Raw genomic sequence first — 21,171 nt, forward strand, 5'->3', positions numbered from 1 at the left:
CGTCATTTTTCGGAGTGGTCGTTCAATTTTTATGATTTTATTTCACTAATATCCAATAGCTTTTCTGCCGTGCTGTTCACACTTCCATATGCGTCGTTCAGTTCATGCATACTTGTGGCAAACTGTTCTGTAAATGCTGCGATTTGGCTTGTCGTTCCATTAACTTCTTCAATAGAAGTGCGAATCTTGTTAAGCTGCGCAGCAATTTTTTCTGCGCTTTCTTTGCTGTTCTGCGCCATTTTTTGAATTTCCTTCGCTACAACAGCAAAGCCTCTTCCATGCTCACCGGAACGAGCAGCTTCAATTGAGGCATTTAATCCTAAAATTTGTGATTTCGATGCAATTCCTTTTACTAGATCAACCATTTGGTTAATTTCCACAATATCAGCCGTCATCATTTCCGTTGAGGAAACAAGTCCATCCAAGCGGTTTGATACGTCCATACTCGCGGCAGTCAACTCTTCGTTCGTTGCGGTCATTTCCTCTACAGCACTTGATAACTCTGTCGCTAATTGACGCATAGAATCCATTTTTTCATTTGAAATAATAGCACTTACTACTCCAATAATTTCTGTTCCATCAAAAATTGGCTGTGCGGATGAAATATAAGCAAAACCAAATCTCTCCGGACCTTTTTCTTCTCTTAAAAAGCGCTTTGTCGTCAATGCACGCTCTGTAACGGTGCCGCGGAAATCTACCATTTTCAACCCTACATCAATTTTTAAATCTATGTACTTTCCCGGTAAATATGCGACAACTTCTTCATTGCTCCCTACAATGATACAAGCATCTTCCGGAAAAGTTGCCTGGTATAACTCCATCGTGTCTACTACTGCTTGTAGTTTTGTATGCATGCCCACCACCCCTTTGAATATATTATATAATAATATTTTAATACCACAATCTTCCGAAATGTCTATAATCTATCCTATATGATTCAACAAAAAATCGCCTTCTACAAAAGAAAGCGACTTTTTTTATTGTTCTTCCATTGCTGCGGCTGCAGTCAGCATATCATCGAAGCCTTCTTCTTCATAGACTAAATTATAGATTTTCCACAAGTCGTCTTCTGTTTTCTTTAAGTATGCTGTTCCTGATAAATCTAATGTCATTTCCAGATTAAAATCGATTTCCAGGTCAGTCATCTTGATATGAACTTTCAAATCATCAATTTTCACTGCGGCAAAACGTTTATTCAGTGAGATTAATTTACTTGAATACTCGCCGATTTTTTGAGATGAACTAGATCCAGTTGAAAAATCTGCGCCTTCCAATAGCAATTGGCTATCAAGTGAATAGGCTAAATAGTAGCCCGTTGTTGTTTCACGATAGAGCGCATCCATATCCTCCAAGTTTTCGCTTGCCATGTCTGAAGAAAACTCAAATTCTTTATCAATATAGCGATTGACTGTCGCAATAATTGAAGTTTCATCTTCTGCATTACCACTCTCTAAATGCATCGCACGGTCAATCATCAATACGGCATGAGAACGAGTTGCATAATCATCCGGTTTAAACATTTCTCCATAACCATTTACAATACCGGCTCCCGCAGTTTTCACAATCGCTTCATAAGCATAGCTATTTGGTTTTACATCATTAAATGATTTTCCTTTTTCAGGAAAATTAACTGTCCCATTAAATGCACGATAAATCATCGTCGCCATTTGACCACGTGTAATTTTATCATCCGGTTTAAATGTACCGTCTTCTTTTCCGGTAATAATGCCCTTACTGCTGGCAATATGAACAATGTCATAATACCATGCAGAAGAATTTACATCGGAGAATTCCTTTTTACTTTCGCCGTGCGTTAAGTTCATTGCATTTACTAAAATCTGCGTAAACTGTGCACGCGTAATACTGTTTTCGGGCTTTAAAAGAATGGAAATATATTCGTAAACTTCCCCATCTTCTTCATAGACTGTCGGTTCTTCATATCCGTCTATAATATTTGCATATAGGAAACGTTCCAACTGCTCATATGCGCCATGTTCATAACTTACATCATCCATGTAATACTGATCGATTGTTTTTTCTGCTGCAGACGCTGGCGTTGCAGTAATAAAACTGACTGTAAAAATTAATAAACATACTAACTGAAGTACCTTCAATCTAGTTACCCCACTTCTGCAAAATCTATAATAGCTTAATATATTACTTAAACAGAATTTATATGAATGCAAGTATACTTTGGTAATGTTTCGAAAAAAATTAATAGCCCAAATAATAGTAAAAGATGAATGCAATGGCGAAGTTTGGAATTGCCATTATAAGTGAACACCATGCAATTTTATTTCTTTGAATCCAGCTTTCTTTCGTTTCATTTGCCCAGTTTGCCCGCATTCTATCTCCATTTACAAAGGCTCCCGAGAAAAGACAAGCCACTATTAAAAAAATAAAGCCAATCCCGCTCGTAACATTGGAAATCATATGAACATCCCAAATAATAATGGCCAGTAAAATACCGGTCAAAGATAATCCAGTCCCAATTAGAAGATATTTCATATTCATTCCTCCTTCCCCTATATACACCAATATTTCAGGAAAGGTTTCAAAATAAATTAATAAAACCAGATTTTTCTTAGGCATCCTCTGGAACTAAGTAATAATCTACAATACTTAAAAATGCCTTTGCCGAATTTTTCATTGCCTGTTCATCGATATTAAATTTTGGATGGTGATGTGGGAATTTGGTACTGGGGTCATCTGTAGCTGAACCAGTATAAAAATATATTCCCGGAACTTGCTGTAAATAATAGGAAAAATCTTCACTTGCCATAATAGGAGGGATTTCAATTACACTTAAATGATTGATATTTTTGAGCAGGCTTCTCACAATTTCCGCCTCTTTATCGGTATTTACTAACGGCGGGTACCCTCTCTTATATTCCAGCTCATAAGTCGCCCCGTAAGTTACTGTGACATTGTTGAGAATATGCGTTAAAAACGTTCTGACATTATCCCTTTGCTCCTCGTTAAATGTACGGACCGTACCCGCAATTGATGCTTCTTCGGGAATTACATTTATCGCTACGCCGGAATTGAACATAGTAATTGCCGCCACTACCGGTTGGACCGGATCAACTTTTTGGCTCAACAGCATATGAATTTGATTGACTATTTGTGCGCCTATCACAATTGGATTGACTGAAGTGTGGGGAGCAGAAGAATGTCCACCTTTACCGATTATTCTAATTCTTACATAATCACTGGAAGCTGTCGCGCTCCCTTTTGGTACTGTAAAGTTCCCTAATGGAACGGAAGAAAGTACATGATTGCCGAAAATTACATCCACTCCTTCCAGCACACCTTCTTCTATCATTTGAATGGCCCCGCCCGGAAATTGTTCTTCAGCAGGTTGGAATATGAATTTAACCGTTCCATGTAATTGATCTTGATATTTGCTTAATATTTTTGCTACCCCTAACATTGTTGCCGTATGTGCATCATGACCGCATGCATGCATAACATTCGGAACTTGGGATCTGTAGGGGACGTCATTTTCCTGTTGAATCGGCAATGCATCCATATCAGCTCTTAGTGCAATGGTTGGCCCTGGATTCCCTCCTTTTAAAATACCGACTACACCTTGCCCGCCTATATTCCGTTGAACTTCAATTCCATATCCGGCTAAAATATCGCCGACCATTCTAGCCGTTTGCACCTCCTGAAATGGCAGTTCAGGATTCTCATGCAAATGTCTTCTCCAAGCAACCATTTGATCGTACACTTCCTCTACATCTTCATGCCACTCTTTAAGCACTTGAACACTTCCTCTTCTTGTTTGTTCTTATGCATCAAATTAGTATATACATTTGTTATACGAGGTGTTCGGCATAGGTATTTGTCCAATAAAAAAAGAGCTTCGGCATTAATCCGAAACTCCTTTTTATTTTATTCTTCATAATAGCCGGCAACAACCTGCCCAACTGCTTTTGCTGCTACTAAAAGAGCATCCTCATCGATATCAAATTTCGGGTGATGATTGAAGAAAGGTTTTTCCACTCCTTTTGGTGTACAGCCAATATAGAAGAAACAGGACGGAAATTTTTCCGCATAATAGGCAAAGTCTTCAGATGGCGACATTGGCGGTACTTCCTTCACCTCTTTAATGTCCGGATCATCCGCATCTATTAAATAACCCGCTACTTTCGCTGTTAGCTCCGGATCATTATATAACGGCGGATAGTCGTTTTCATACGTCAATTCGCAAGTAACACCGAATTGTTCTTCAAGACCTCTTACTAATCTTTTTACTTCCGCTTCAATCTTTTCTTTCGTTTCTAGCGTCATATAGCGAATATCGCCTTCAAGTTCCACGCTGTCTTTAATCACATTGAATGTCCCTTTACCATCGAATGAGCCGATTGTCATCACACCGATGTCAAACGGACTTAAGCGGCGGCTAATAATTGTTTGTGCAGCAGTGACAAAGTGTGCGCCGGCAACAATCGCATCGTTTGCCAAATGTGGTGAGGAACCATGTCCGCCTCGTCCTTGAATTTTCAGCTTCAAGTACGCACGGCCATTAAAGGCAAAACCTGAATTATAACCGACAAATCCTGCAGGCCCCATAGGCAGCAAGTGGATCCCGAAAACATTATCTAAATCATCGAGAAGACCTGACTCTACAATACTTTTCGCACCGCCCGGCGGAACTTCTTCAGCATGTTGGTGAATAATTTTAATTGTCCCTGCAATCTCATCTTTCAACTCGATTAAACAGTCCGCCAATACAAGTAAATAGGCAGTATGCCCGTCATGGCCACATGCGTGCATGACCCCTTCATTTACGGATTTGAACGGAACGTCGGCTTCTTCGGTAATCGGCAATGCATCAAAGTCTGCGCGAAGTCCTATATTTTTTCCCGGCTTGCCACCTTTAATCGTTACGATAATCCCGTAGCCGTTCCCTACGTTTGAATGAATCTCCACATCTTTTCCTTTATAAAAGTCGAGAATATATTGTGCAGTATTTTCTTCTTGGAACGATATTTCAGGATGCTGGTGTAAATGTCTCCGAATTTGAATGATTTCATTTTTGCGGACTTCCAGCATGTCCATTAGTTTTTGTCTCATGATTACCACTCCTAGGCATCTATTTTAAAGAAAATATGCAAGCGCCAGTACTCGACGCTTACATTATTAAAAACTACTCGGCTGATTTGCCTGCATTTTTCGGAACGAGGAATACTACTGACAAGATGGAAAGGACACCGAATATAACATTAATGATAATCCCTGTTGTTGCGGCAAACTCCAGATTGCCGTTTGCAGCAGCCGCGCCGTATGCTGTCATGGAAATGGCGACACCGAACGCACTACCTAAAGAACTTGCCATTTTATATACGCCTGCCGCTTCCCCTACTTTATCGGAAGGTGCATTGGACACAGATGTATCTGTCGAAGGTGTTGCATAAATTCCTAAACCAAGTCCGAATAAGGCGAATCCTACGAACACTGCAATTGTATACGCTAAATCCGGCAGGAAAGTTAATCCCATCAAAGCGACACCAATCGTAGTAATTATGCCACCCCAAATCATTGGCTTTTTCGCACCGACACGTTGAAGAATCTTTTCACCTACACGAATCATCGCCAATACCGTCACTAAATAGCCGAGTGAAAGTAAACCCGATTGGAAAGCATTAAATCCGCGTCCGACTTGTACATACGTATTGGCTACTACTAGTGTTCCCGCAATTGCATTAAGTAAAAAGTTCGATATCGTTGCACCTGTATAGGCTTTATTTTTAAATACCGCAAAATCGATTAATACGACTTCTTTACTTTGTTCTACTTTAATAAATACAATTAGTCCAACAACTGCAACTGCCGCAAGAATTAATGACTTAGCGCTTGTCCAGCCAAAATCTGCTCCATAAGTAATAAAGATGTTTAAAGCAACCATCGTTACAGCAAAGATCGCTAAACCAAGATAGTCAAATCGGAATTTACCTGAAGATTCTTGTTTACTTTCTGGTGTATCTTTCAGTAAAAATAAACCAATAAGAGCAAAGATGATTGAGAAGATGAAAATCCATCTCCAACCTAATGATGTTGCAATGGCACCACCTGCAAATGATGCTACACCTGAACCACCCCAAGAACCGATAGACCAGAAACTTAGCGCTCTTTGACGATCTGGACCATCAAAATATGCTTTGATTAAAGCAATTGTGGAAGGCATAATGAATGCTGCCGATAGACCGATAATAATTCGGCCAATAATTAATAAAACCGCACCTTGTGTCAATACTAAACAGAGCGAACCAAGAATGCTTAGCCAAAAACCGATGACCGCTATTTTTTTACGTCCAATTTTGTCAGCAAGACCACCTGCCGCTACGATGAACATCCCTGAGAATAAAGCCGATAAGCTAATCGCTATATTTATCGTGCCAAGCGAAATACCTAAATCTTCTTGAACAGCCGGTACAACGTTTACCATCGCTTGAGCAAATAACCAGAATGTAATAACACCGAAGACAATTCCGATGATCATTTTATTCGTACCTTTATAAGTATTCATAATAAATCCTCCATATTTTTAAAGCATAACTATAATGTCTTCAAAACTCTTTAAACCATACTTTCCACCCGCAAAAGAATTGGTCAAAAAGAAAAAGCAATCGCTGCGATAAATACGCAACAGTTGCTTTGAACTTTATTACTTATATTAACCACCAGATAAACCTGTTCGCATACGTCATATTTAGATTAACTGTCTGTTATGTTGAATCGTTTCAATAAATTTTTCGATAGTTGTCGTTAAGTACGCATCTGCCCTGCGGATAAAGACTGTTTTAACCTTGCTGTATTCACCCGGCAATTGATGACAAGCAATTTCTCCGCTTTTTTCCAGGTGGGCTACCGCCGATCTTGGCACAAATGAAACGCCTAGTCCCATTGCGACACTGCGTATAATTGTTTCCAATGTGCCGAATTCCATTACTTTTTGAGGCATCGCACCTTCTTGCTCATACCATTTTTCCAGACGTGCCCGGTATCCGCAGCCTTTTCTAAAGCATAGAAACGGGACACTTTCCAATTCATCCAGCTTCAGATGTGGTGAATTCGAAATTAATACAAGCTCCTCATCAAATACTTCATATGACTCAAGATCCGGATGAATATTCGAAGCGGTAATAAATGCCCCATCCAATTTATAATTTAATACTTTTTCCTCTAACTTTTCCGTGACTCCTGTTATTAGTGACAAGTCTACATTTTCATAGCTTTTTATATAGGAAGACAAGATGTTCGGTAAATGATAAACCGTTTCCACTGTGCCGATTTCCAGTTTGCCGATTGGTTCTTCTTTATTAAGGACAGCCCGTTTCATTTCATCCGTCAGCAATAATATCTTTTCACTATAGGCCAATAGTTTTTTTCCTTCAGGTGTTAAAATCATTCCACGACGATGTCTGTTGAACAATGGTGTATTTAACTCCACCTCAAGCTTTTGAATTCTTGATGTAATATTCGATTGTACATAATTCAACTCTTTTGCAACTTCTGTAACGGTGCCTTTTTCTGCAACGAGCTGAAAAATTTCCAAATCTTTAAACTCCATCCTTTTTCACCATCCTTCTATATTCCTTTCTACTATGGTATCAAAAAATATGATATTAACAATGTTTTTTATTCATTTTACGAGATATCATTTCAATTGTAAGATGATGTTGTTAATAATTGAATGAAAGAGGTAAATAAGATTGAAAAATAATGTTCTAATAGGTTCTATCCTTTGTTTTATAGCTGCAGTATCATGGGGTGCAATGTTTCCGGTAGCACATGATGCGTTTAAACATATAGATCCGTTTTACTTTACGATTTTCAGATATGGCGCGGTAACGCTTATTTTAGTTGCGCTGCTATTATGGAAAGAAGGAAAGGGCGCTTTCCATTTGGAAGGGAAAGGCCCTCAGCTTTGGTTTTTCGGTACTATGGCCTTTACAATTTATAATTTGCTTATTTTCTGGGGCGAGGATTTGCTCGGACAATCCGGTGTTATGACGGCCTCTATTATGGAATCGCTCATGCCGATGATTTCGATTGTCATCACGTGGATGATTTTTAAGCACCGTCCAACCCTGTTTACATTACTTTGTGTATTGCTATCATTTATCGGGGCGGTATTAGTAATTACAAAAGGCGACCTGCAGGCATTTTTAGGCACGACGGGTCAGTTTATTCCGTCTCTGTTAATCTTTATTGCTGTTGTTGGCTGGGTTATTTATACAATGGGTGCCAATGAATTCAGTCATTGGTCTGCTTTGCGCTATTCCACTTTGAGCTGTTTACTTGGAACGGTAACCGCATTATTCGTTACTTTAGGTGCAACAATATTCGGTGCTGTACCGGTACCGGCTGTCAATGATGTAGTCGCAGTTGGTCCGCACTTACTGTTTATGATTATTTTCCCGGGTGTCATTGCATTACTCGGCTGGAATATCGGGGTTAGTTACCTTTCACCTTTGAATGCATTACTGTTTATCAATTTCGTTCCTGTCACTACACTGTTCATTTCCATTATTCAAGGAAATGCTGTGACGGTGTTTGATATTGTCGGAACCGTATTAATCATCATTGCGCTTCTATCCAACAATCTGTATGTAAGAGTGCGTGACAAGAAAAGAACCAGTCATTCGGTACAATCTAGATGGAGTGAAGGGGTTTCTTAAATACTGACTAAGACTTAATACAAATAAGCGTATCTATCAAATGAGATAGATGCGCTTATTTAAATTTCGCTACTTTTATCGTTCATTTTAATAGTTTCCTTATAATAGTATCTTTTAGGTTAAAATACGCTTAACAGAAATGTCATTTTATGGCGAAGTATTAATATGAAAATGGCTGTTGAATGTTGAGAAGATTAATTAGCAGGAGTTTGATTATATCGGCTAGACGGCTAATCTTATCGATTATTACTGATTAGCCTTTTTCTATAAGTTAATGTTTATGCCTTTCTGTTCGGCCGCTCTCTCGGTGTAATGTTGATAATATAGTAACTAATAATCAAAATCAGAATTACCCCTGCGAAAATGAGTGTATCAACTGCGGAGTCATGTTCAACAATAATGAGTCGGAGCATTGCCGTAATTCCGATATACATAAAATAACGAAGCGGGAAATGATAATCCTCTTTAAAGTACTTCACAATCATCGTGATAAACTCGAAATACAGAAAGAATACTAAAATTTTAGCCAGAAAGTATTTGTATTCATGCTTTTCCCCATTAAAAATGAACTTTAAAAGCTCAATCATTTCGATGATGAGCATGACGCAAAGAGCCAATGCCAGTATTGTTAAACCAATATTCAATATAACTTGCAGCACTTTCGGAATGATTTCTTTATAGGGCTTAGGTTTGGATAAAAACTTCATTTATACACACCTCCAGACGTTATATTTTCAGATTATTCCATCACTGGAGGTGTGTCAATTTTGTAAGCGATTACTATTCTAAAAAATTATTCGTATAAAAAATTGCTTCCATATTTTATAGGGAAATGGATGGAGATTCTGCTGGCAATTATTTTTTCCTTTTGATTATCAAAGTTATATCGGATTTACTATTTTAATATTATGGTTGGGACAAAATTAAGTTGCATCTGTCCCAGCCATGTTTATTTACTGACTGCCTTTTTCTTATGGACAACGCCATTGATAAATAAAACAACCATTAAAAGTATCGACAGAATAATTGTCACTTTAGAAATTTCCGTATGTAATACAAGGGCTGATAAATTATTTAATAAAATAACTGCGCATAATATAAACGATAAATTAGCAATAAACCGATTGCTCAAGTTCTATGACACCTCTAATCTCATCTTATTTCATTCCGATCGGCAAATAATACGATAAATTATTTGTAATCATCCCGCCAACACGCAATCCCATTGCTGCCGGCTTTCCGCTTATTAAAAAACTGCCGACCAGTAATTCCCCTGTTTGTACTCCTTTTTCGCTTTGGAATGTTGTTTTCGGCTGCTCGATAAATTGCTGGTACACTTTTGGATAGTGCGTATACGATTTTTGGGCATCTTCTTTTATAAGCTGTCCGTCTTCAGCATAAATTCCCACCGTATCCCCCTCGCGGCCATATACCGGTTTCTTCACATAGCGTAACCCTTTTTCGATGAATGGAGTGTCTTCCAAATACGTCGGTAAAAAGTATTCAGCAATCCATTCATGCTCTTCAGGTGTGAAAAATGCATTTTTTTCTTCATGCAATCCCCAGATTATTGCCTGTACTGCTTTATTTTGCAGTAAAAATGCAGAAGGCGGGTTGAGGATCGTCAGCAAATTCATCTCTACCAATTCTATTAACCACAATCCTATTCTATTCTGCGCATCATCTTCGTCCAAAATTAAGTTTTCAATCGGAAATGTCGGACGATACAGTAAGTCGATACGCTTTCCGTCTTCATCAAACAATCCCACACCTTTTTGTATGTGCAACTGATGTAAAGGCGTAAATTTCGCTCCGGGCACAAATTGCATTATGTAAAGCGCAGTGTAATAGTCTTCTATATTATCTTCATGTGCGGTAAAAACAATATGGGCATCAGGCGAAAATATACTTTGGGCAACACTTTTTCGCACATTGCTTTTTAACAGCTCTTCCCTTTCGGCATTCGGATTTTTCATACCGAATGCTTGGCAGATTAGTTCATTTACAACAAACAATTCCTTGATGAATGTAGGTGTATCGGCATTCATTTCAATACATTTATAGCCGCCGTTATTTGCAATGAAATCAAAACGGGCTATTACACTTTCGGCTTCCAGTGTTTTCATTCGTAGTAAAGGAAGCGTTTCTTCCGGATACCCCATTTCAAGCAGTGCTTCATCCGGAATATTACGTAATAAATGGGCTGTCTTAAAATAGATTTTCCCGGCACATTCTGTAGCTATTCGGACTTTTTCGACCTCTTCATCTGTTACTTCATAAATATCATAGAGGGCGTACTCCTCATCATATAAATCTGCCCAAAATTGGTCGATTTTCTCATAAAACAGGCTGCGGTCGCTGTTCGTCATGAATTGCTCAGCTCACTTTCATCTCGGTTACATAAATTACGTAAACCCCACGATCTTCGTCAATCTCCGTAGATGTTACGAGCATTTGCCCAATGGACGGTATATCCACTATGTCTTTCAATAAATAGCGGATCACTTCAAAGTGAGTATTACAAGGAATACGCGACAACAGGCGATAATTTTCACGCTCATTCGGATTTCTGAATTCTATATGTATGCCCCGTTCGCGAAAGTTTTTCTCATCCTCACCGGATAAATTGCGGCCCATCTCCTTTAAAACAAGTACTTCCATATCTTCTTCCATTTCATTCGATACAAGCTCATACTGTGTACCGCGCATAATAAAATAGGTGCAAAGCTGTCTTGCATAAAACTCATCGATTCCTACATTTGTTTCCGTGTATTCATAAAACGGCTCATAATGCCCATTTCCCTTATCTACATAGTAAATTAAACGCTTCACTGTTTTCGCTCCTTAAATTAATAAGATATGCATTTCGCTACAATCCACCCAACCGCAATTGATAACGACAATAACATTGTTCCGACTGCACGATTATCTTCTTCAATCGCCTTTTGAATACTGAATCGGATTGTTATAACTTCAGCTAGGAAAAATACAACTACTTGTGCTACAATCCCAATCGCTCCCCATAACGCCATATCCATTAAAGAAATCGAATATTCGGCAGCTGCGCCTAATACAATTGCCAGTCCGACGACTTTACCACCTAGTAGCATTGCGGCCGATACATTCCTTTGTGCGATCAACTGAAATTCTTTAATCTTTGGTGTACTGAGCGTAAACAGCACCATTCCGATGATTAACAAACCTAAAGATACACCAAGATATGATAAAAAGTTTAAATACCCGTTCATATTATTTTATCTCCCCTATCCTCCATAACTTTTTGTGCCACTGCCAAAACCTGAACTGGTTCTTGCGGCTTTAAAACTATCGCTGTTTTTATAATTTACATAGCTGCTGTCGCTGTTTAATGCCGATTTATTATTGAAGTATCTGCCTCCAAAAAAATAGGCTCCATAATATCCCGAACGGCTTTCGTCACAGCGCCATACACCTTCTTCTTCCGACCAGTCCCAATCCCTGCAGCTTTGGTCAGTAGGCTTTGGCGGTAAACTGCTGTTTGAAGTACCGCAGCCTGCCAAGCTTAAAGTAAGCGCAGTTGCTGAAACACCGGCCATCAATTTCTTCGTCTTCTCCATCTGTCTTGGCCTCCATTCCCTTTCCTATTTATTCTTACGTAACAGCAGTAAAAAAAGATTCTATAAGTTTTTATTTTGGTACTTTTGTAGAATAAAAAAATCCTGTACAGGAAAACAGGATTTATAATATATGTTAATTATTTAGAAACAGAAGAAAATAGCTCCCAGCCCAAACAAACATCGCGATTCGTGTAATTATGTAGACCGCATGTTCGGAAGATGTCAGCTTTTTTTCTTTTTTCATTTTTTTAAAATGCCTGTAAAAATATATACCGCATATAAGAAGGATTACTCCCGAAATTTGAAAGGCATTTTCCAATATATTTTCCAAAACACCCTCTCCTATTCTATTCTCATCATTTCACACAATGAAATATAAACGATTTTGCCTGATTAGTAGCCGGCTGTAACTTGAAATCTTCATAAGTGTTCACTATCGAAAAGCCCGCTTTTTTAAGCGATGACGAAATTTCTTCAAAGCTGCGGAATATTAGCTGGACCTTTGCTTCGTGTGTAATATCCGTGTTAACATTTTTGATTTTTTCATAAAAGGTAAAAACATTACGATCTAATCCTTCATATTCATCCCAATACAGCAAAGGGTCTCCTGTATATACATCTTGAAGTTCGTCTACTGTCTCATCTTTCTGCCACTCTTCCCATGTTTTTGCTTGAGGGTTCCGTGCATCAAAAATAAAGTGCCCGCCCTGCTTTAAAGCTGTGAATACATCTTGCAGTACACTATTCCAGCTCTCTTCGGTAATAAAGACCTGCGCAACATTCGCTGTCATGATTACGGCATCATATGCGTTAGCTGTCAGGTCCTGACTATCGCCGATTATCCATGAAACCGATTGTGCATGAGCTTTGTTTTGCGCACGAAGAACGGCTTCTTCATTTGGATCGATTCCAGTTACTTCATAACCCGCCTTTGCCAATTCTATCGTTACCCTGCCAGTACCACATCCCAAATCGGCAATCTTTTTAGCTTTTGTTAATTGCAGCAACTCCATGAAGAAATCATCTTCTTTCCCCCATGTATGAAGCTGATCGTAGTAATAGGCAATCATTTAACTACCCCTGCCTTCCTTTTGAGCATCCATTCTGTTATTATTCCTACTGCAGCCCCCACAAAGATTGGCAGTAAAGCAATTTCTGTATATGAGAGTGAAATTTTAAATATAAGAAAATTTATATCAGCTAAATAACCGATAAAATATAAAACGGCTATTGTTGCAAACGAGGCAAGTAATGGAATCCAAAATACTTTTCCCATTATTTCATCTCCGTTCTATTCTATTTATTGTCCATTAGCTTTTAATCAACCAAATTTAATTCTCCCTTATACCAAGTCGGTACAGGATTGTTCATACCGTCAAACCATTCCAAAACATTTTTGGCCTGATTTTCCATTATGTTTAAATCGTCTTCCCCGTAATCTAAAGCCCAGGCAAGGGATGACAGCATATTACTGCTAATATAAAAAGTAAGTAGTGAGAAAAACTCCATCGGCGGTGTTCCGTTAAAATAACCGTTAAGCTGCCCTGTAGCAAAGTACGGGCTGATATCGGCGCTCCACACGATCCGGTTAAACTCTTCCCATGGGTCACCATAGTCACTGCGGTTAAAGTCAATTACATACAGCTCTTTCTGCGGAGAAATAACCATATTCCCGACATGGAAGTCACCATGATGAAAACATTGCTCCCTGCCTTCCAAGAGGTGTCTGTTCTCTTCAATATACCGAATAATTTTATCGTCACCAGCTATTTTTACATCACATTCCTGGTACATTTTAATTTTACTGTCCGCTTTACGGTTAAATCGCGTTGCCCATTCTTCCTGCTCTGCCGGTGCAGAAATGCTGTGAACTTCCTTCAGTATTTGCCCTGATTTCACCCCTAGTGAATACTGTTCGGCTTCTGACAGGTTCGGCAGTATGTGCTCCGCGTCTTCACCGTCACACCAAAGGAAAATAGTATAGACACTTTTGCCGTTGTCACACACTCCAAAATCAACAGGCCATGAAACAGGCAAGCCCCTTTCAGCCAAACACTTTATAATTTCATATTCACTTTTCTTTTTGTCATATTCTGCGATATCGCATATGCGAAGCAACAGCCTCTCATTTGTAACTGTTTCAATATAGTACTTTTTATCGTCCGACCATCCCTTATGGATCGCTTCAATTTTTTTGAATGTATTGTAGTTTTTTATATCGACCATAGAGTTCCTCCACTTGTTAGAAATTGTATGTATTAGTTTAACATATTCAAGTACATCATTTTCCAAATCAGTTGAGATTCATATTCTAAAATTTATAGTAAATGCAGATAATATCCGATCAGTCCAAACCCGATTAATATGCCGCATAAAATCTTGAATACAGAAGTTTTTTGAAGTGCGGGATATAAGATTTCCGATACGGTAACTATAAAAATCATCCCCATCGCGAAACTCATGAAGATAGTATTGATTAACGAATGAACAAGAAAACTACCGATAAAAGCCCCTAAAGCTACCGGAACCGATACGATTAGTGAAATTACTAAAACAGTAAATAGATTAAATCCAGCCAAAATTAAAGGAATAAACAAAATTATTCCCTCGGGAATACTATGAAACAAAAGTGTTTGCAGTAAGGCCTTTGTAAGCTCGGGTTGTTCATTGGCCCCTAGCGTGATTCCAATCGGTAAATTGTGAACCGCAAAACTAAGCATTAATATTAAGCCAGTTCGAATATATAATTTCTTTGTTGTGTGACTGTCTTTATCTTGTTTGAAGTGCAATCTGCTATGCAGCACTTTGAACAGCATCATCCCTAGAATAAATCCGATAATCGTACTGAACCAGCCGCCCGATTCTACAGCTTCCGGGAGTACTTCAAAACTGATCAAACCTAGAATTACTCCTGTACAAAGCGCATACATAATATGTGCTCTTTGGTTAATTCCTTTAAAAAGCCAAGCGACCGTGCCACCAATGAATATACCTGCAGAAGTCCAAAAAAAACCTAGGAGCCACATCAATATCACCTTTCACTGAGTATAGTTAGTCGTATGGTTAATGCGGATGATTTATGAACGTAAAAAAACCGTATTTAAGTAGGGGCCTACTTTAAATACGGTAAATATAATTTAATTTGATTATGCTTCCAAAGTTAAAAGTCCGTCTTCCATACGGTAAACTTTATCGCAAAACTCCAGCATACGTTCGTCATGGGTTACCATGATTGCGGCTTTATTGCGTTCTTTAACTTCTTTTCGGATTTGCTTTACGACTTCAAATGCACGCTTAGAATCTAAGCTTGCTGTTGGTTCATCCGCTAAAATGATGTTTGAATTATTGACGAACGCACGGGCGATTGCAACACGCTGCCGTTCCCCACCCGATAGTTCATTCGGGAATTTGTTCAACTTCTCACCTAACCCTAATTCTGTTAATAATGTTTTCGCAAATATTGTATCTTCCGCTGTTACTTTGCCTTTCATTTTGCGTACTAGCAGCAACTGATCCAACACTGTTAAATACGGAATTAAGTTGGATGTTTGTAAAATGAACCCGACATCTGTTAAGCGGAAAGTCGATAGATCTTTTTCTTTCATCTTGCCGATATCTGTACCGTTAACAAGTACTTCACCTGTCGATGGCTGAAGTAATGCCCCAGCAATCGACAAAAGTGTACTTTTCCCTGAACCTGATGGACCGATAATAGCGATGAACTCACCCGGGTTTACTGTAAGGGATACATTTTTAAGTGCATCCACTGTAGAGTCCCCTTCTTTAAATGATTTCGTTACGTTTTTCAGTACTAAACCTGTCATTTATTCCACTCTCCCAATCGCTGTTAAAGGATCAATTTTTGTCACTTGGCGGGCTGAAATAACAGAACCTAAAACGGATACAATCAATAACACAATCGCATATAAAATAACCATTTTAAAGTCTAAGTTAAATGGCATTCCCTCTGGAAAAACAAGAGCTGTCAAGTACGTTAATATAATGCCGGCAATGATGCTGATCAGTGATAACACGAATACTTGTGAAATAATCGATTTTTTAATAAAGCTGTCTGATGCACCAATTGCTTTCATGACACCAAACTGCTGTGTTTTCTGCAAAATGAATACATAGAAGAATACCGCAATAATAATAGCTGAAATGATGAACAGGAAGGCAAGCATCATATAGATTGTTCCGCTTTCTTCTTTATAACCTGGCATTCCCATTACTGCTTCTGATTTTGTAAATATTTCAATTTCATCAAAGTTGTTTTCGATTTTTTCAGCGTCAATTTCTGTACCTTGTAATGCAACGATTGCTACTGGACTCTCTAGACCATTATCTGATTCTGGTGCTGCAAAAGCATAGCTTTGCCAAACGTCCAAGTTTACAAATACACTTGGCAAATGGTTGAATGTTTCACCTTTTGTTATGCCGACTACTGTTAATTCGATGCTAGAGCTTGTCACTTCGATTGTATCACCGATTTCGTAACCTTTTTCTTGTAATGATTCGTCAATGATAACACCCGACTTATCTTCAGCAGACAATTGTTTACCTGCTACAACTTTTGGCTCGATAAACTTACCTGGTTCGATTCCAAGGAATGCTACGTCTACTTTATCTTTCGCATCCGGTGACTTCACGATAACAGTAGATTGTCCAAATTTAGCGGCCTCTTTGACACCATATTGCCCTTCCACATCATCTGCAATCGTACCCGTTACCTTCGTTTTCATCATTGTTGCTTCAGAGCCTTCTTCATAAATAAAAAGATCTCCGTCAATATTTTTCATTGTTGCTGCGGCTAATGACGATAAGCCATTACCTAATCCCGATAAAATAAATACAAGCCATGCGATAAGCATAATAATTGCGCCAATCATCATGAAACGTTTTTTCGCGTGTTTCATTTCTTTAATTGCTAAAAACATTTTAAATCCTCCTTAGTTTATATAGGCACCGATTCTTCAATTGTTCTATTTACTGGAAAACTGACCACCTCTAAATAAGTTATCCTATTTTTAAAAACTATATTTTAATAGTAAATTATAGCTATTAAAAATTGGATAAATTTAATTTTCTTCTATTTCGTTTATAGTATAGACCTTAAATATGAACTTTATATAAACTATTTAATATTTTATATAGAAGTTTTGCGAAGGGTAGTTAGTTATATTAATATAAAAAACCATTCGCTTATTTAATAGATAAGCTGTTAAACGGAAATAAAGTTGTGGACTGTAATAAGTGAAAAGTCTTATATTTAAGTATACTTAAGGTAATAATGTCGCATCCCAATTTCCTAGTTTCATCCATATCAATTTTAGAGCAGCATGAAATAAAGATATGGACTCAATACCTAAAAATTTATTTCTGGTAAGCCACTTATGTATCAAATATTACTACTTTGTATTTATCCTTTTCTTTCCCAACCATTATTCAAAATTTCTTATTAGAGACTTGCATAATCTCCTCTAAATGTTTTTCTGCTTTTGGTTCTAGTTTCCTTAATCCACTAATCGCAAGTATTTTATATTTTTTTATTTCATCATCTTTAAAATGATTTTCAATACATTGATCAATCAAGCGAATTTGATAATCTCCCTTTGATTCTATAAAAGATGAAATATATTTTGCTGATATTGGGTACTTCTCTTTCAACCTCATATCCATACCTATTCTTGTATATAAAGTGAACTGAGTTCTTTTAATTATTTTCCCAGCTTGTTTTTCGTATAAAGACCAATCGTTTAGTATACTTTTGGCTTTCTTTAATAAATTTAAATCTCTTTCATGGTTTATTTTTTCACTTGTTTTACTCTTACCTCTTTGGGAATTCGGTAAGTTTAACTCTAACCATTTGTTGTCATAGCGAGCTAGTCTAGCATACAGACTTTGATTTTTATCATGTAATTCTGAACGAGAATAATTTGGAAATTTATCGAGTATTTTTAGCCACTCTTCCTTATCCGCGTTTTCTTGAATACGTATTTTTTCTTTAAGCTCTTGTTTTTTCTTCATCTTCCCAATTTCTACATAGTTATGGCCTTCTCTTATTCTTCTTAAAACCGTCCCATTACTTATATTTGTTATTTTAGCTATGTCTTTTACAGACATTCCTTTACTAACTAGAATGTCAAATTCTCTCTCCCACTCTTTTCCTTTCGCCTTTACCCTATGATGGAAAGCTTTTATTTCATACGGATTTTTCTCTCCATCATATAAAACATAAGCAAAACCACAACTACATGTAAATAACCCCTGAAACACGTCTCTATTTGTATTGTGAGTAATAGTAGTGTTGGTGAGTACTGCGGAGCGTTTGAGCCAGCAGTGCGGAACTTTAAGCCAGTGAATGCGGAGTTTTGAGCCACCGATTGCGGACAATTGAGCCACTTTTAAGAAAAGGAAAACAACTACTGAAATTGCAGCTAGTTGTTTTCCTTTTTAATTTGAAAATAATCTATCGCTTAAGTGGTTTTAGACCATGGCGCTCGCGCATCGAGACTTCGCCATCAATTAAAATGTGGTAAGAATCATGTACAATACGGTCTAAGATAGCGTCTGCGATTTGGGCATGGCCAAGTTTCGCGTACCAGCCTTCCGGCGCAAATTGAGAACAGAAGATAGTTGAGGCCTTTTTTAAACGAGCCTCCACAATTTCGAAAACGTTTAAAACTTGTTCCTCTGATAGGTCTGTTAAAAGCCATTCGTCTATAATGAGTAAATCGATTTTTTTGTAATGCTGAATAAGTTTTCGGTAGCTGCCATCTGCTTCATATTTCGCTACAGCTAGTTCATCTAGTAGTTCCGGGAGGCGTATATATTTAACTTTGTGAAATTGACGGCAGGCATGAACACCGAATGCATTGGCTATATAGCTTTTTCCGTTGCCTGAAGCGCCCATTAAAATGATGTTGTGGTGATTTTGAATGTAGTTTCCTGTAGCTAATTCTAAGATGAGGTTTTTATCTAAACGGCGATCTGGATGGTATTCAATATCTTCAATGGCAGCCGACGGCTCATTGAACGTCGCTTGTTTGATTAAACGAGCGAGTTTATTCGATTTGCGGCGATCATATTCTGTATCTGTTAAGAGACTAAAAAGATCATTAAAATCCATATCACGATAGGCTGGATTTTGGTTGATTTCCTGATAGAGTTCCGCCATTGCGCTTAAACCCATTTCTGAAAGCTTACGTAGTGTTTCTTGTTTACTCATTTTTTCTCCCTCCCGAAATAAGCAGCACCACGTGTAAATCCGTGATTTTCATTCGAAGTTTTTATGGATGGTACGCTCTTTGTTTTTGAAGCCTGTTTTGTTCTTTCTAATAGGCCTTTTAAAACTGTATTAGAGGGGCTTGATGAGATTTCAAGTAACGTCTTAATGGCTTGCTCAAGTTCTTCTGCCGTATATTTCTTCACCATGTTTTGTAATGTACTTAAAATTTGGAGTGCTTTTTTCTCTACATGATTTTCTAAAATATACGCGACATATTTTTCCGTAAATGAACCGATGGTTGTTGCCCATTTAGTTACGTTTTCAGGATTATGTTCTACGTAAGAACGATGGTGATCTGGCATATGATCAATGTTTGTAGAATATTGTCCTATCTCACCTTTTAATCGTTTATGGGATGCAATTCGTGCTTCTTTAAAGTACACTTCAATTAGATCTGTTGTTAAACGAATATCGACCGATTCACGGGCGTATTCGTAAGGGACGGAATAATACATGCGTTCAACTTGGATGTGGTAGTTCAGTTGAACCTTGGCGGTTTTCCATTCCGTCATTTTGAAGCGTGTTTGAGGCAGTTGCTGGAGAGTGCTTTTCTCTTCTTCCTCAAATACGCTTTTTCGTGTTCCTGGACGTTTTTGAAAATCGGTTGTGTTGATTTCTTCTAATTTTTCAGCGATATACTGATTCAGCTCGTTAATGTGAAAACACTGTGCGTTGCGTAATGCAGCGATGATTTGTCTTGAGGCATGTCCTACGCTACCTTCGGCACTTGGCTTATCTTTTGGCTTTTGCACACGACTTGGCACGATAACTGTACGATAGTGATCAGCCAGTTCACGGTATGCCTCATTTAAAACAGATTCTTCGCGTTTCGCTTTAATGACACCGGTTTTTAAATTATCAGGTACAAGGGTTTCCGTAACACCACCAAAATAATCGAAGGCATGGATGTGTGCTGTTAACCAACTCGTCGATTTCATGTCTAAAAAAGCTTCTACATACATCATTTGGCTGTACGGCAAAGCAGCGACGAATACATACGCAGGCATTTCTTCACCTGTTGCACGGTCTCGAATAGAGAGTGTTGCACCAGCCCAATCGACTTCCATAATTTCACCTGGCTTGCGTCTTAGCGGCATCGTTAGTTTAAATTTTCGCGCATAATGACCATATTTTTCAGCGAATGTCCGATAGGCATAGGGGATTTTCTCTGCTTCCTTTGCAGCTAGCGCGTACTCGTGATGTAAAAGTTTGAGCGTCACATGCTTTTTCTGTAATTCTTTATGCACCTTCTCCCAATCCACAGGATAATAGCCTTTTTCAATTGGCTGTTTCTCGGGGTAAAGATATTCCTCTAGCCAAGCGTTTGTCATCGTGTCGTTTAACAAAGTAATCCTGAGATTTCTCGCACGTTGGATTACGTCAGATATGGTATTGCGAGAGTGTCCGGTGCTAGCGCTAATCGTTCTTTGGCTAATGCCATCAAAGGAAAGAGCTAGTATTTTACGGTAATCAATCATAAAAAATCCTCCTGTTCTGAAGTGTCATGCTGGGTGGCATGCTCCTTCATTATACAGGAGGTTTAAGGGAATATATGTAAGTGGCTCAAAGTTTCCGCACTCGGTGGCTCAATTGTCCG

The 21,171-nt window shown here is 38.2% G+C and carries 23 protein-coding genes; 1 reads left to right on the forward strand and 22 read right to left on the reverse strand.

Annotated features, from left to right (window positions below; translation table 11 throughout):
• Positions 1-29: 29 nt before the first annotated feature.
• From MKZ25_RS18270 to MKZ25_RS18300, 7 genes are all read right to left on the reverse strand, one after another.
• Positions 30-854, reverse strand: coding sequence for a methyl-accepting chemotaxis protein (locus MKZ25_RS18270; RefSeq protein ID WP_340802731.1), 825 nt, complete (start codon positions 852-854; stop codon positions 30-32).
• Positions 855-977: 123 nt separating this feature from the next.
• The gene (locus MKZ25_RS18275) at positions 978-2,114 is read right to left on the reverse strand and encodes an S-layer homology domain-containing protein (protein WP_340802733.1); all 1,137 of its coding nucleotides are present in this window, start codon (positions 2,112-2,114) and stop codon (positions 978-980) included.
• Positions 2,115-2,214: 100 nt separating this feature from the next.
• The gene (locus MKZ25_RS18280; RefSeq protein ID WP_340802734.1) at positions 2,215-2,508 is read right to left on the reverse strand and encodes a DUF5316 domain-containing protein; all 294 of its coding nucleotides are present in this window, start codon (positions 2,506-2,508) and stop codon (positions 2,215-2,217) included.
• A 76-nt stretch (positions 2,509-2,584) separates the two neighbouring features.
• Positions 2,585-3,766 (reverse strand): M20 metallopeptidase family protein, encoded by a 1,182-nt coding sequence (locus MKZ25_RS18285; protein ID WP_340802735.1) that lies wholly within the window; start codon positions 3,764-3,766, stop codon positions 2,585-2,587.
• 131 nt (positions 3,767-3,897) lie between these two features.
• Complete coding sequence (locus MKZ25_RS18290) at positions 3,898-5,082, reverse strand: amidohydrolase (protein WP_340802737.1); 1,185 nt, start codon at positions 5,080-5,082, stop codon at positions 3,898-3,900.
• 73 nt (positions 5,083-5,155) lie between these two features.
• Positions 5,156-6,535: an MFS transporter gene (locus MKZ25_RS18295; RefSeq protein ID WP_340802738.1), complete on the reverse strand. Its 1,380-nt coding sequence runs from the start codon at positions 6,533-6,535 to the stop codon at positions 5,156-5,158.
• A 183-nt stretch (positions 6,536-6,718) separates the two neighbouring features.
• Positions 6,719-7,579: a LysR family transcriptional regulator gene (locus MKZ25_RS18300; RefSeq protein ID WP_340802739.1), complete on the reverse strand. Its 861-nt coding sequence runs from the start codon at positions 7,577-7,579 to the stop codon at positions 6,719-6,721.
• A 142-nt stretch (positions 7,580-7,721) separates the two neighbouring features.
• On the opposite strand from MKZ25_RS18300, the gene MKZ25_RS18305 reads away from it, so the two are divergent.
• Positions 7,722-8,690, forward strand: a complete 969-nt coding sequence (locus tag MKZ25_RS18305) for a DMT family transporter (protein WP_340802740.1) — start codon at positions 7,722-7,724, stop codon at positions 8,688-8,690.
• 278 nt (positions 8,691-8,968) lie between these two features.
• Here MKZ25_RS18305 and psiE read toward each other — a convergent pair whose 3' ends face one another.
• From psiE to istA, 15 genes are all read right to left on the reverse strand, one after another.
• Entirely contained in the window at positions 8,969-9,397 is a 429-nt protein-coding gene (gene psiE / locus MKZ25_RS18310) for a phosphate-starvation-inducible protein PsiE (protein ID WP_340802741.1), read from the reverse strand.
• A gap of 242 nt (positions 9,398-9,639) precedes the next feature.
• The gene (locus MKZ25_RS18315; RefSeq protein WP_340802742.1) at positions 9,640-9,822 is read right to left on the reverse strand and encodes a hypothetical protein; all 183 of its coding nucleotides are present in this window, start codon (positions 9,820-9,822) and stop codon (positions 9,640-9,642) included.
• A gap of 25 nt (positions 9,823-9,847) precedes the next feature.
• The gene (locus MKZ25_RS18320; RefSeq protein WP_340802743.1) at positions 9,848-11,059 is read right to left on the reverse strand and encodes a glutathionylspermidine synthase family protein; all 1,212 of its coding nucleotides are present in this window, start codon (positions 11,057-11,059) and stop codon (positions 9,848-9,850) included.
• Between the two features lie 7 nt (positions 11,060-11,066).
• Positions 11,067-11,522 carry an RNA helicase gene (locus MKZ25_RS18325; RefSeq protein WP_340802744.1) on the reverse strand — a complete coding sequence of 152 codons (456 nt, stop codon included), beginning with the start codon at positions 11,520-11,522 and terminating at the stop codon, positions 11,067-11,069.
• Positions 11,523-11,539: 17 nt separating this feature from the next.
• The gene (locus MKZ25_RS18330) at positions 11,540-11,938 is read right to left on the reverse strand and encodes a DUF350 domain-containing protein (protein WP_340802745.1); all 399 of its coding nucleotides are present in this window, start codon (positions 11,936-11,938) and stop codon (positions 11,540-11,542) included.
• A 15-nt stretch (positions 11,939-11,953) separates the two neighbouring features.
• Positions 11,954-12,286, reverse strand: coding sequence for an aminotransferase yhxA (locus MKZ25_RS18335; protein ID WP_340802746.1), 333 nt, complete (start codon positions 12,284-12,286; stop codon positions 11,954-11,956).
• Positions 12,287-12,642: 356 nt separating this feature from the next.
• The gene (locus tag MKZ25_RS18340; protein WP_340802747.1) at positions 12,643-13,356 is read right to left on the reverse strand and encodes a class I SAM-dependent methyltransferase; all 714 of its coding nucleotides are present in this window, start codon (positions 13,354-13,356) and stop codon (positions 12,643-12,645) included.
• A complete protein-coding gene (locus tag MKZ25_RS18345) occupies positions 13,353-13,562 on the reverse strand; it encodes an ATPase (RefSeq protein WP_340802748.1) in 210 nt (69 codons plus the stop codon). The genes MKZ25_RS18340 and MKZ25_RS18345 overlap by 4 nt, the downstream gene beginning before the upstream one ends.
• A 41-nt stretch (positions 13,563-13,603) precedes the next feature.
• Positions 13,604-14,512, reverse strand: coding sequence for an aminoglycoside phosphotransferase family protein (locus tag MKZ25_RS18350; RefSeq protein WP_340802749.1), 909 nt, complete (start codon positions 14,510-14,512; stop codon positions 13,604-13,606).
• Positions 14,513-14,604: 92 nt separating this feature from the next.
• Positions 14,605-15,183 (reverse strand): ZIP family metal transporter, encoded by a 579-nt coding sequence (locus MKZ25_RS18355; RefSeq protein WP_340802750.1) that lies wholly within the window; start codon positions 15,181-15,183, stop codon positions 14,605-14,607.
• A gap of 249 nt (positions 15,184-15,432) precedes the next feature.
• Positions 15,433-16,110, reverse strand: a complete 678-nt coding sequence (locus tag MKZ25_RS18360; RefSeq protein ID WP_340802751.1) for an ABC transporter ATP-binding protein — start codon at positions 16,108-16,110, stop codon at positions 15,433-15,435.
• On the reverse strand, positions 16,111-17,223 hold the full coding sequence (locus tag MKZ25_RS18365; RefSeq protein ID WP_340802752.1) for an ABC transporter permease: 1,113 nt from the start codon (positions 17,221-17,223) through the stop codon (positions 16,111-16,113). It lies immediately after the preceding gene.
• 508 nt (positions 17,224-17,731) lie between these two features.
• Positions 17,732-18,679, reverse strand: a complete 948-nt coding sequence (locus tag MKZ25_RS18370) for a TnsD family Tn7-like transposition protein (RefSeq protein ID WP_340802753.1) — start codon at positions 18,677-18,679, stop codon at positions 17,732-17,734.
• Positions 18,680-18,755: 76 nt separating this feature from the next.
• Positions 18,756-19,514 (reverse strand): IS21-like element helper ATPase IstB, encoded by a 759-nt coding sequence (gene istB / locus MKZ25_RS18375; protein WP_293927736.1) that lies wholly within the window; start codon positions 19,512-19,514, stop codon positions 18,756-18,758.
• A complete protein-coding gene (istA, locus tag MKZ25_RS18380; protein ID WP_340800721.1) occupies positions 19,511-21,052 on the reverse strand; it encodes an IS21 family transposase in 1,542 nt (513 codons plus the stop codon). Before istA ends, istB begins: the two co-directional genes overlap by 4 nt.
• Positions 21,053-21,171: the final 119 nt, after the last annotated feature.

The organism is Solibacillus sp. FSL W7-1464 (genome assembly GCF_038004425.1).
Lineage (GTDB): Bacteria > Bacillota > Bacilli > Bacillales_A > Planococcaceae > Solibacillus.

Bases quoted from the DNA above. Each gene is read 5' to 3' on its own strand.
- MKZ25_RS18300 (WP_340802739.1), bottom strand. From the start codon at position 7,579: ATGGAGTTTAAAGATTTGGAAATTTTTCAGCTCGTTGCAGAAAAAGGC.
- MKZ25_RS18290 (WP_340802737.1), bottom strand. From the start codon at position 5,082: ATGAGACAAAAACTAATGGACATGCTGGAAGTCCGCAAAAATGAAATC.
- istB (WP_293927736.1), bottom strand. From the start codon at position 19,514: ATGAGTAAACAAGAAACACTACGTAAGCTTTCAGAAATGGGTTTAAGC.
- MKZ25_RS18335 (WP_340802746.1), bottom strand. From the start codon at position 12,286: ATGGAGAAGACGAAGAAATTGATGGCCGGTGTTTCAGCAACTGCGCTT.
- MKZ25_RS18320 (WP_340802743.1), bottom strand. From the start codon at position 11,059: ATGACGAACAGCGACCGCAGCCTGTTTTATGAGAAAATCGACCAATTT.
- MKZ25_RS18330 (WP_340802745.1), bottom strand. From the start codon at position 11,938: ATGAACGGGTATTTAAACTTTTTATCATATCTTGGTGTATCTTTAGGT.
- MKZ25_RS18350 (WP_340802749.1), bottom strand. From the start codon at position 14,512: ATGGTCGATATAAAAAACTACAATACATTCAAAAAAATTGAAGCGATC.
- MKZ25_RS18270 (WP_340802731.1), bottom strand. From the start codon at position 854: ATGCATACAAAACTACAAGCAGTAGTAGACACGATGGAGTTATACCAG.
- MKZ25_RS18340 (WP_340802747.1), bottom strand. From the start codon at position 13,356: ATGATTGCCTATTACTACGATCAGCTTCATACATGGGGGAAAGAAGAT.
- MKZ25_RS18295 (WP_340802738.1), bottom strand. From the start codon at position 6,535: ATGAATACTTATAAAGGTACGAATAAAATGATCATCGGAATTGTCTTC.
- MKZ25_RS18280 (WP_340802734.1), bottom strand. From the start codon at position 2,508: ATGAAATATCTTCTAATTGGGACTGGATTATCTTTGACCGGTATTTTA.
- MKZ25_RS18365 (WP_340802752.1), bottom strand. From the start codon at position 17,223: ATGTTTTTAGCAATTAAAGAAATGAAACACGCGAAAAAACGTTTCATG.
- MKZ25_RS18345 (WP_340802748.1), bottom strand. From the start codon at position 13,562: ATGGGAAAAGTATTTTGGATTCCATTACTTGCCTCGTTTGCAACAATA.
- psiE (WP_340802741.1), bottom strand. From the start codon at position 9,397: ATGAAGTTTTTATCCAAACCTAAGCCCTATAAAGAAATCATTCCGAAA.
- MKZ25_RS18360 (WP_340802751.1), bottom strand. From the start codon at position 16,110: ATGACAGGTTTAGTACTGAAAAACGTAACGAAATCATTTAAAGAAGGG.
- istA (WP_340800721.1), bottom strand. From the start codon at position 21,052: ATGATTGATTACCGTAAAATACTAGCTCTTTCCTTTGATGGCATTAGC.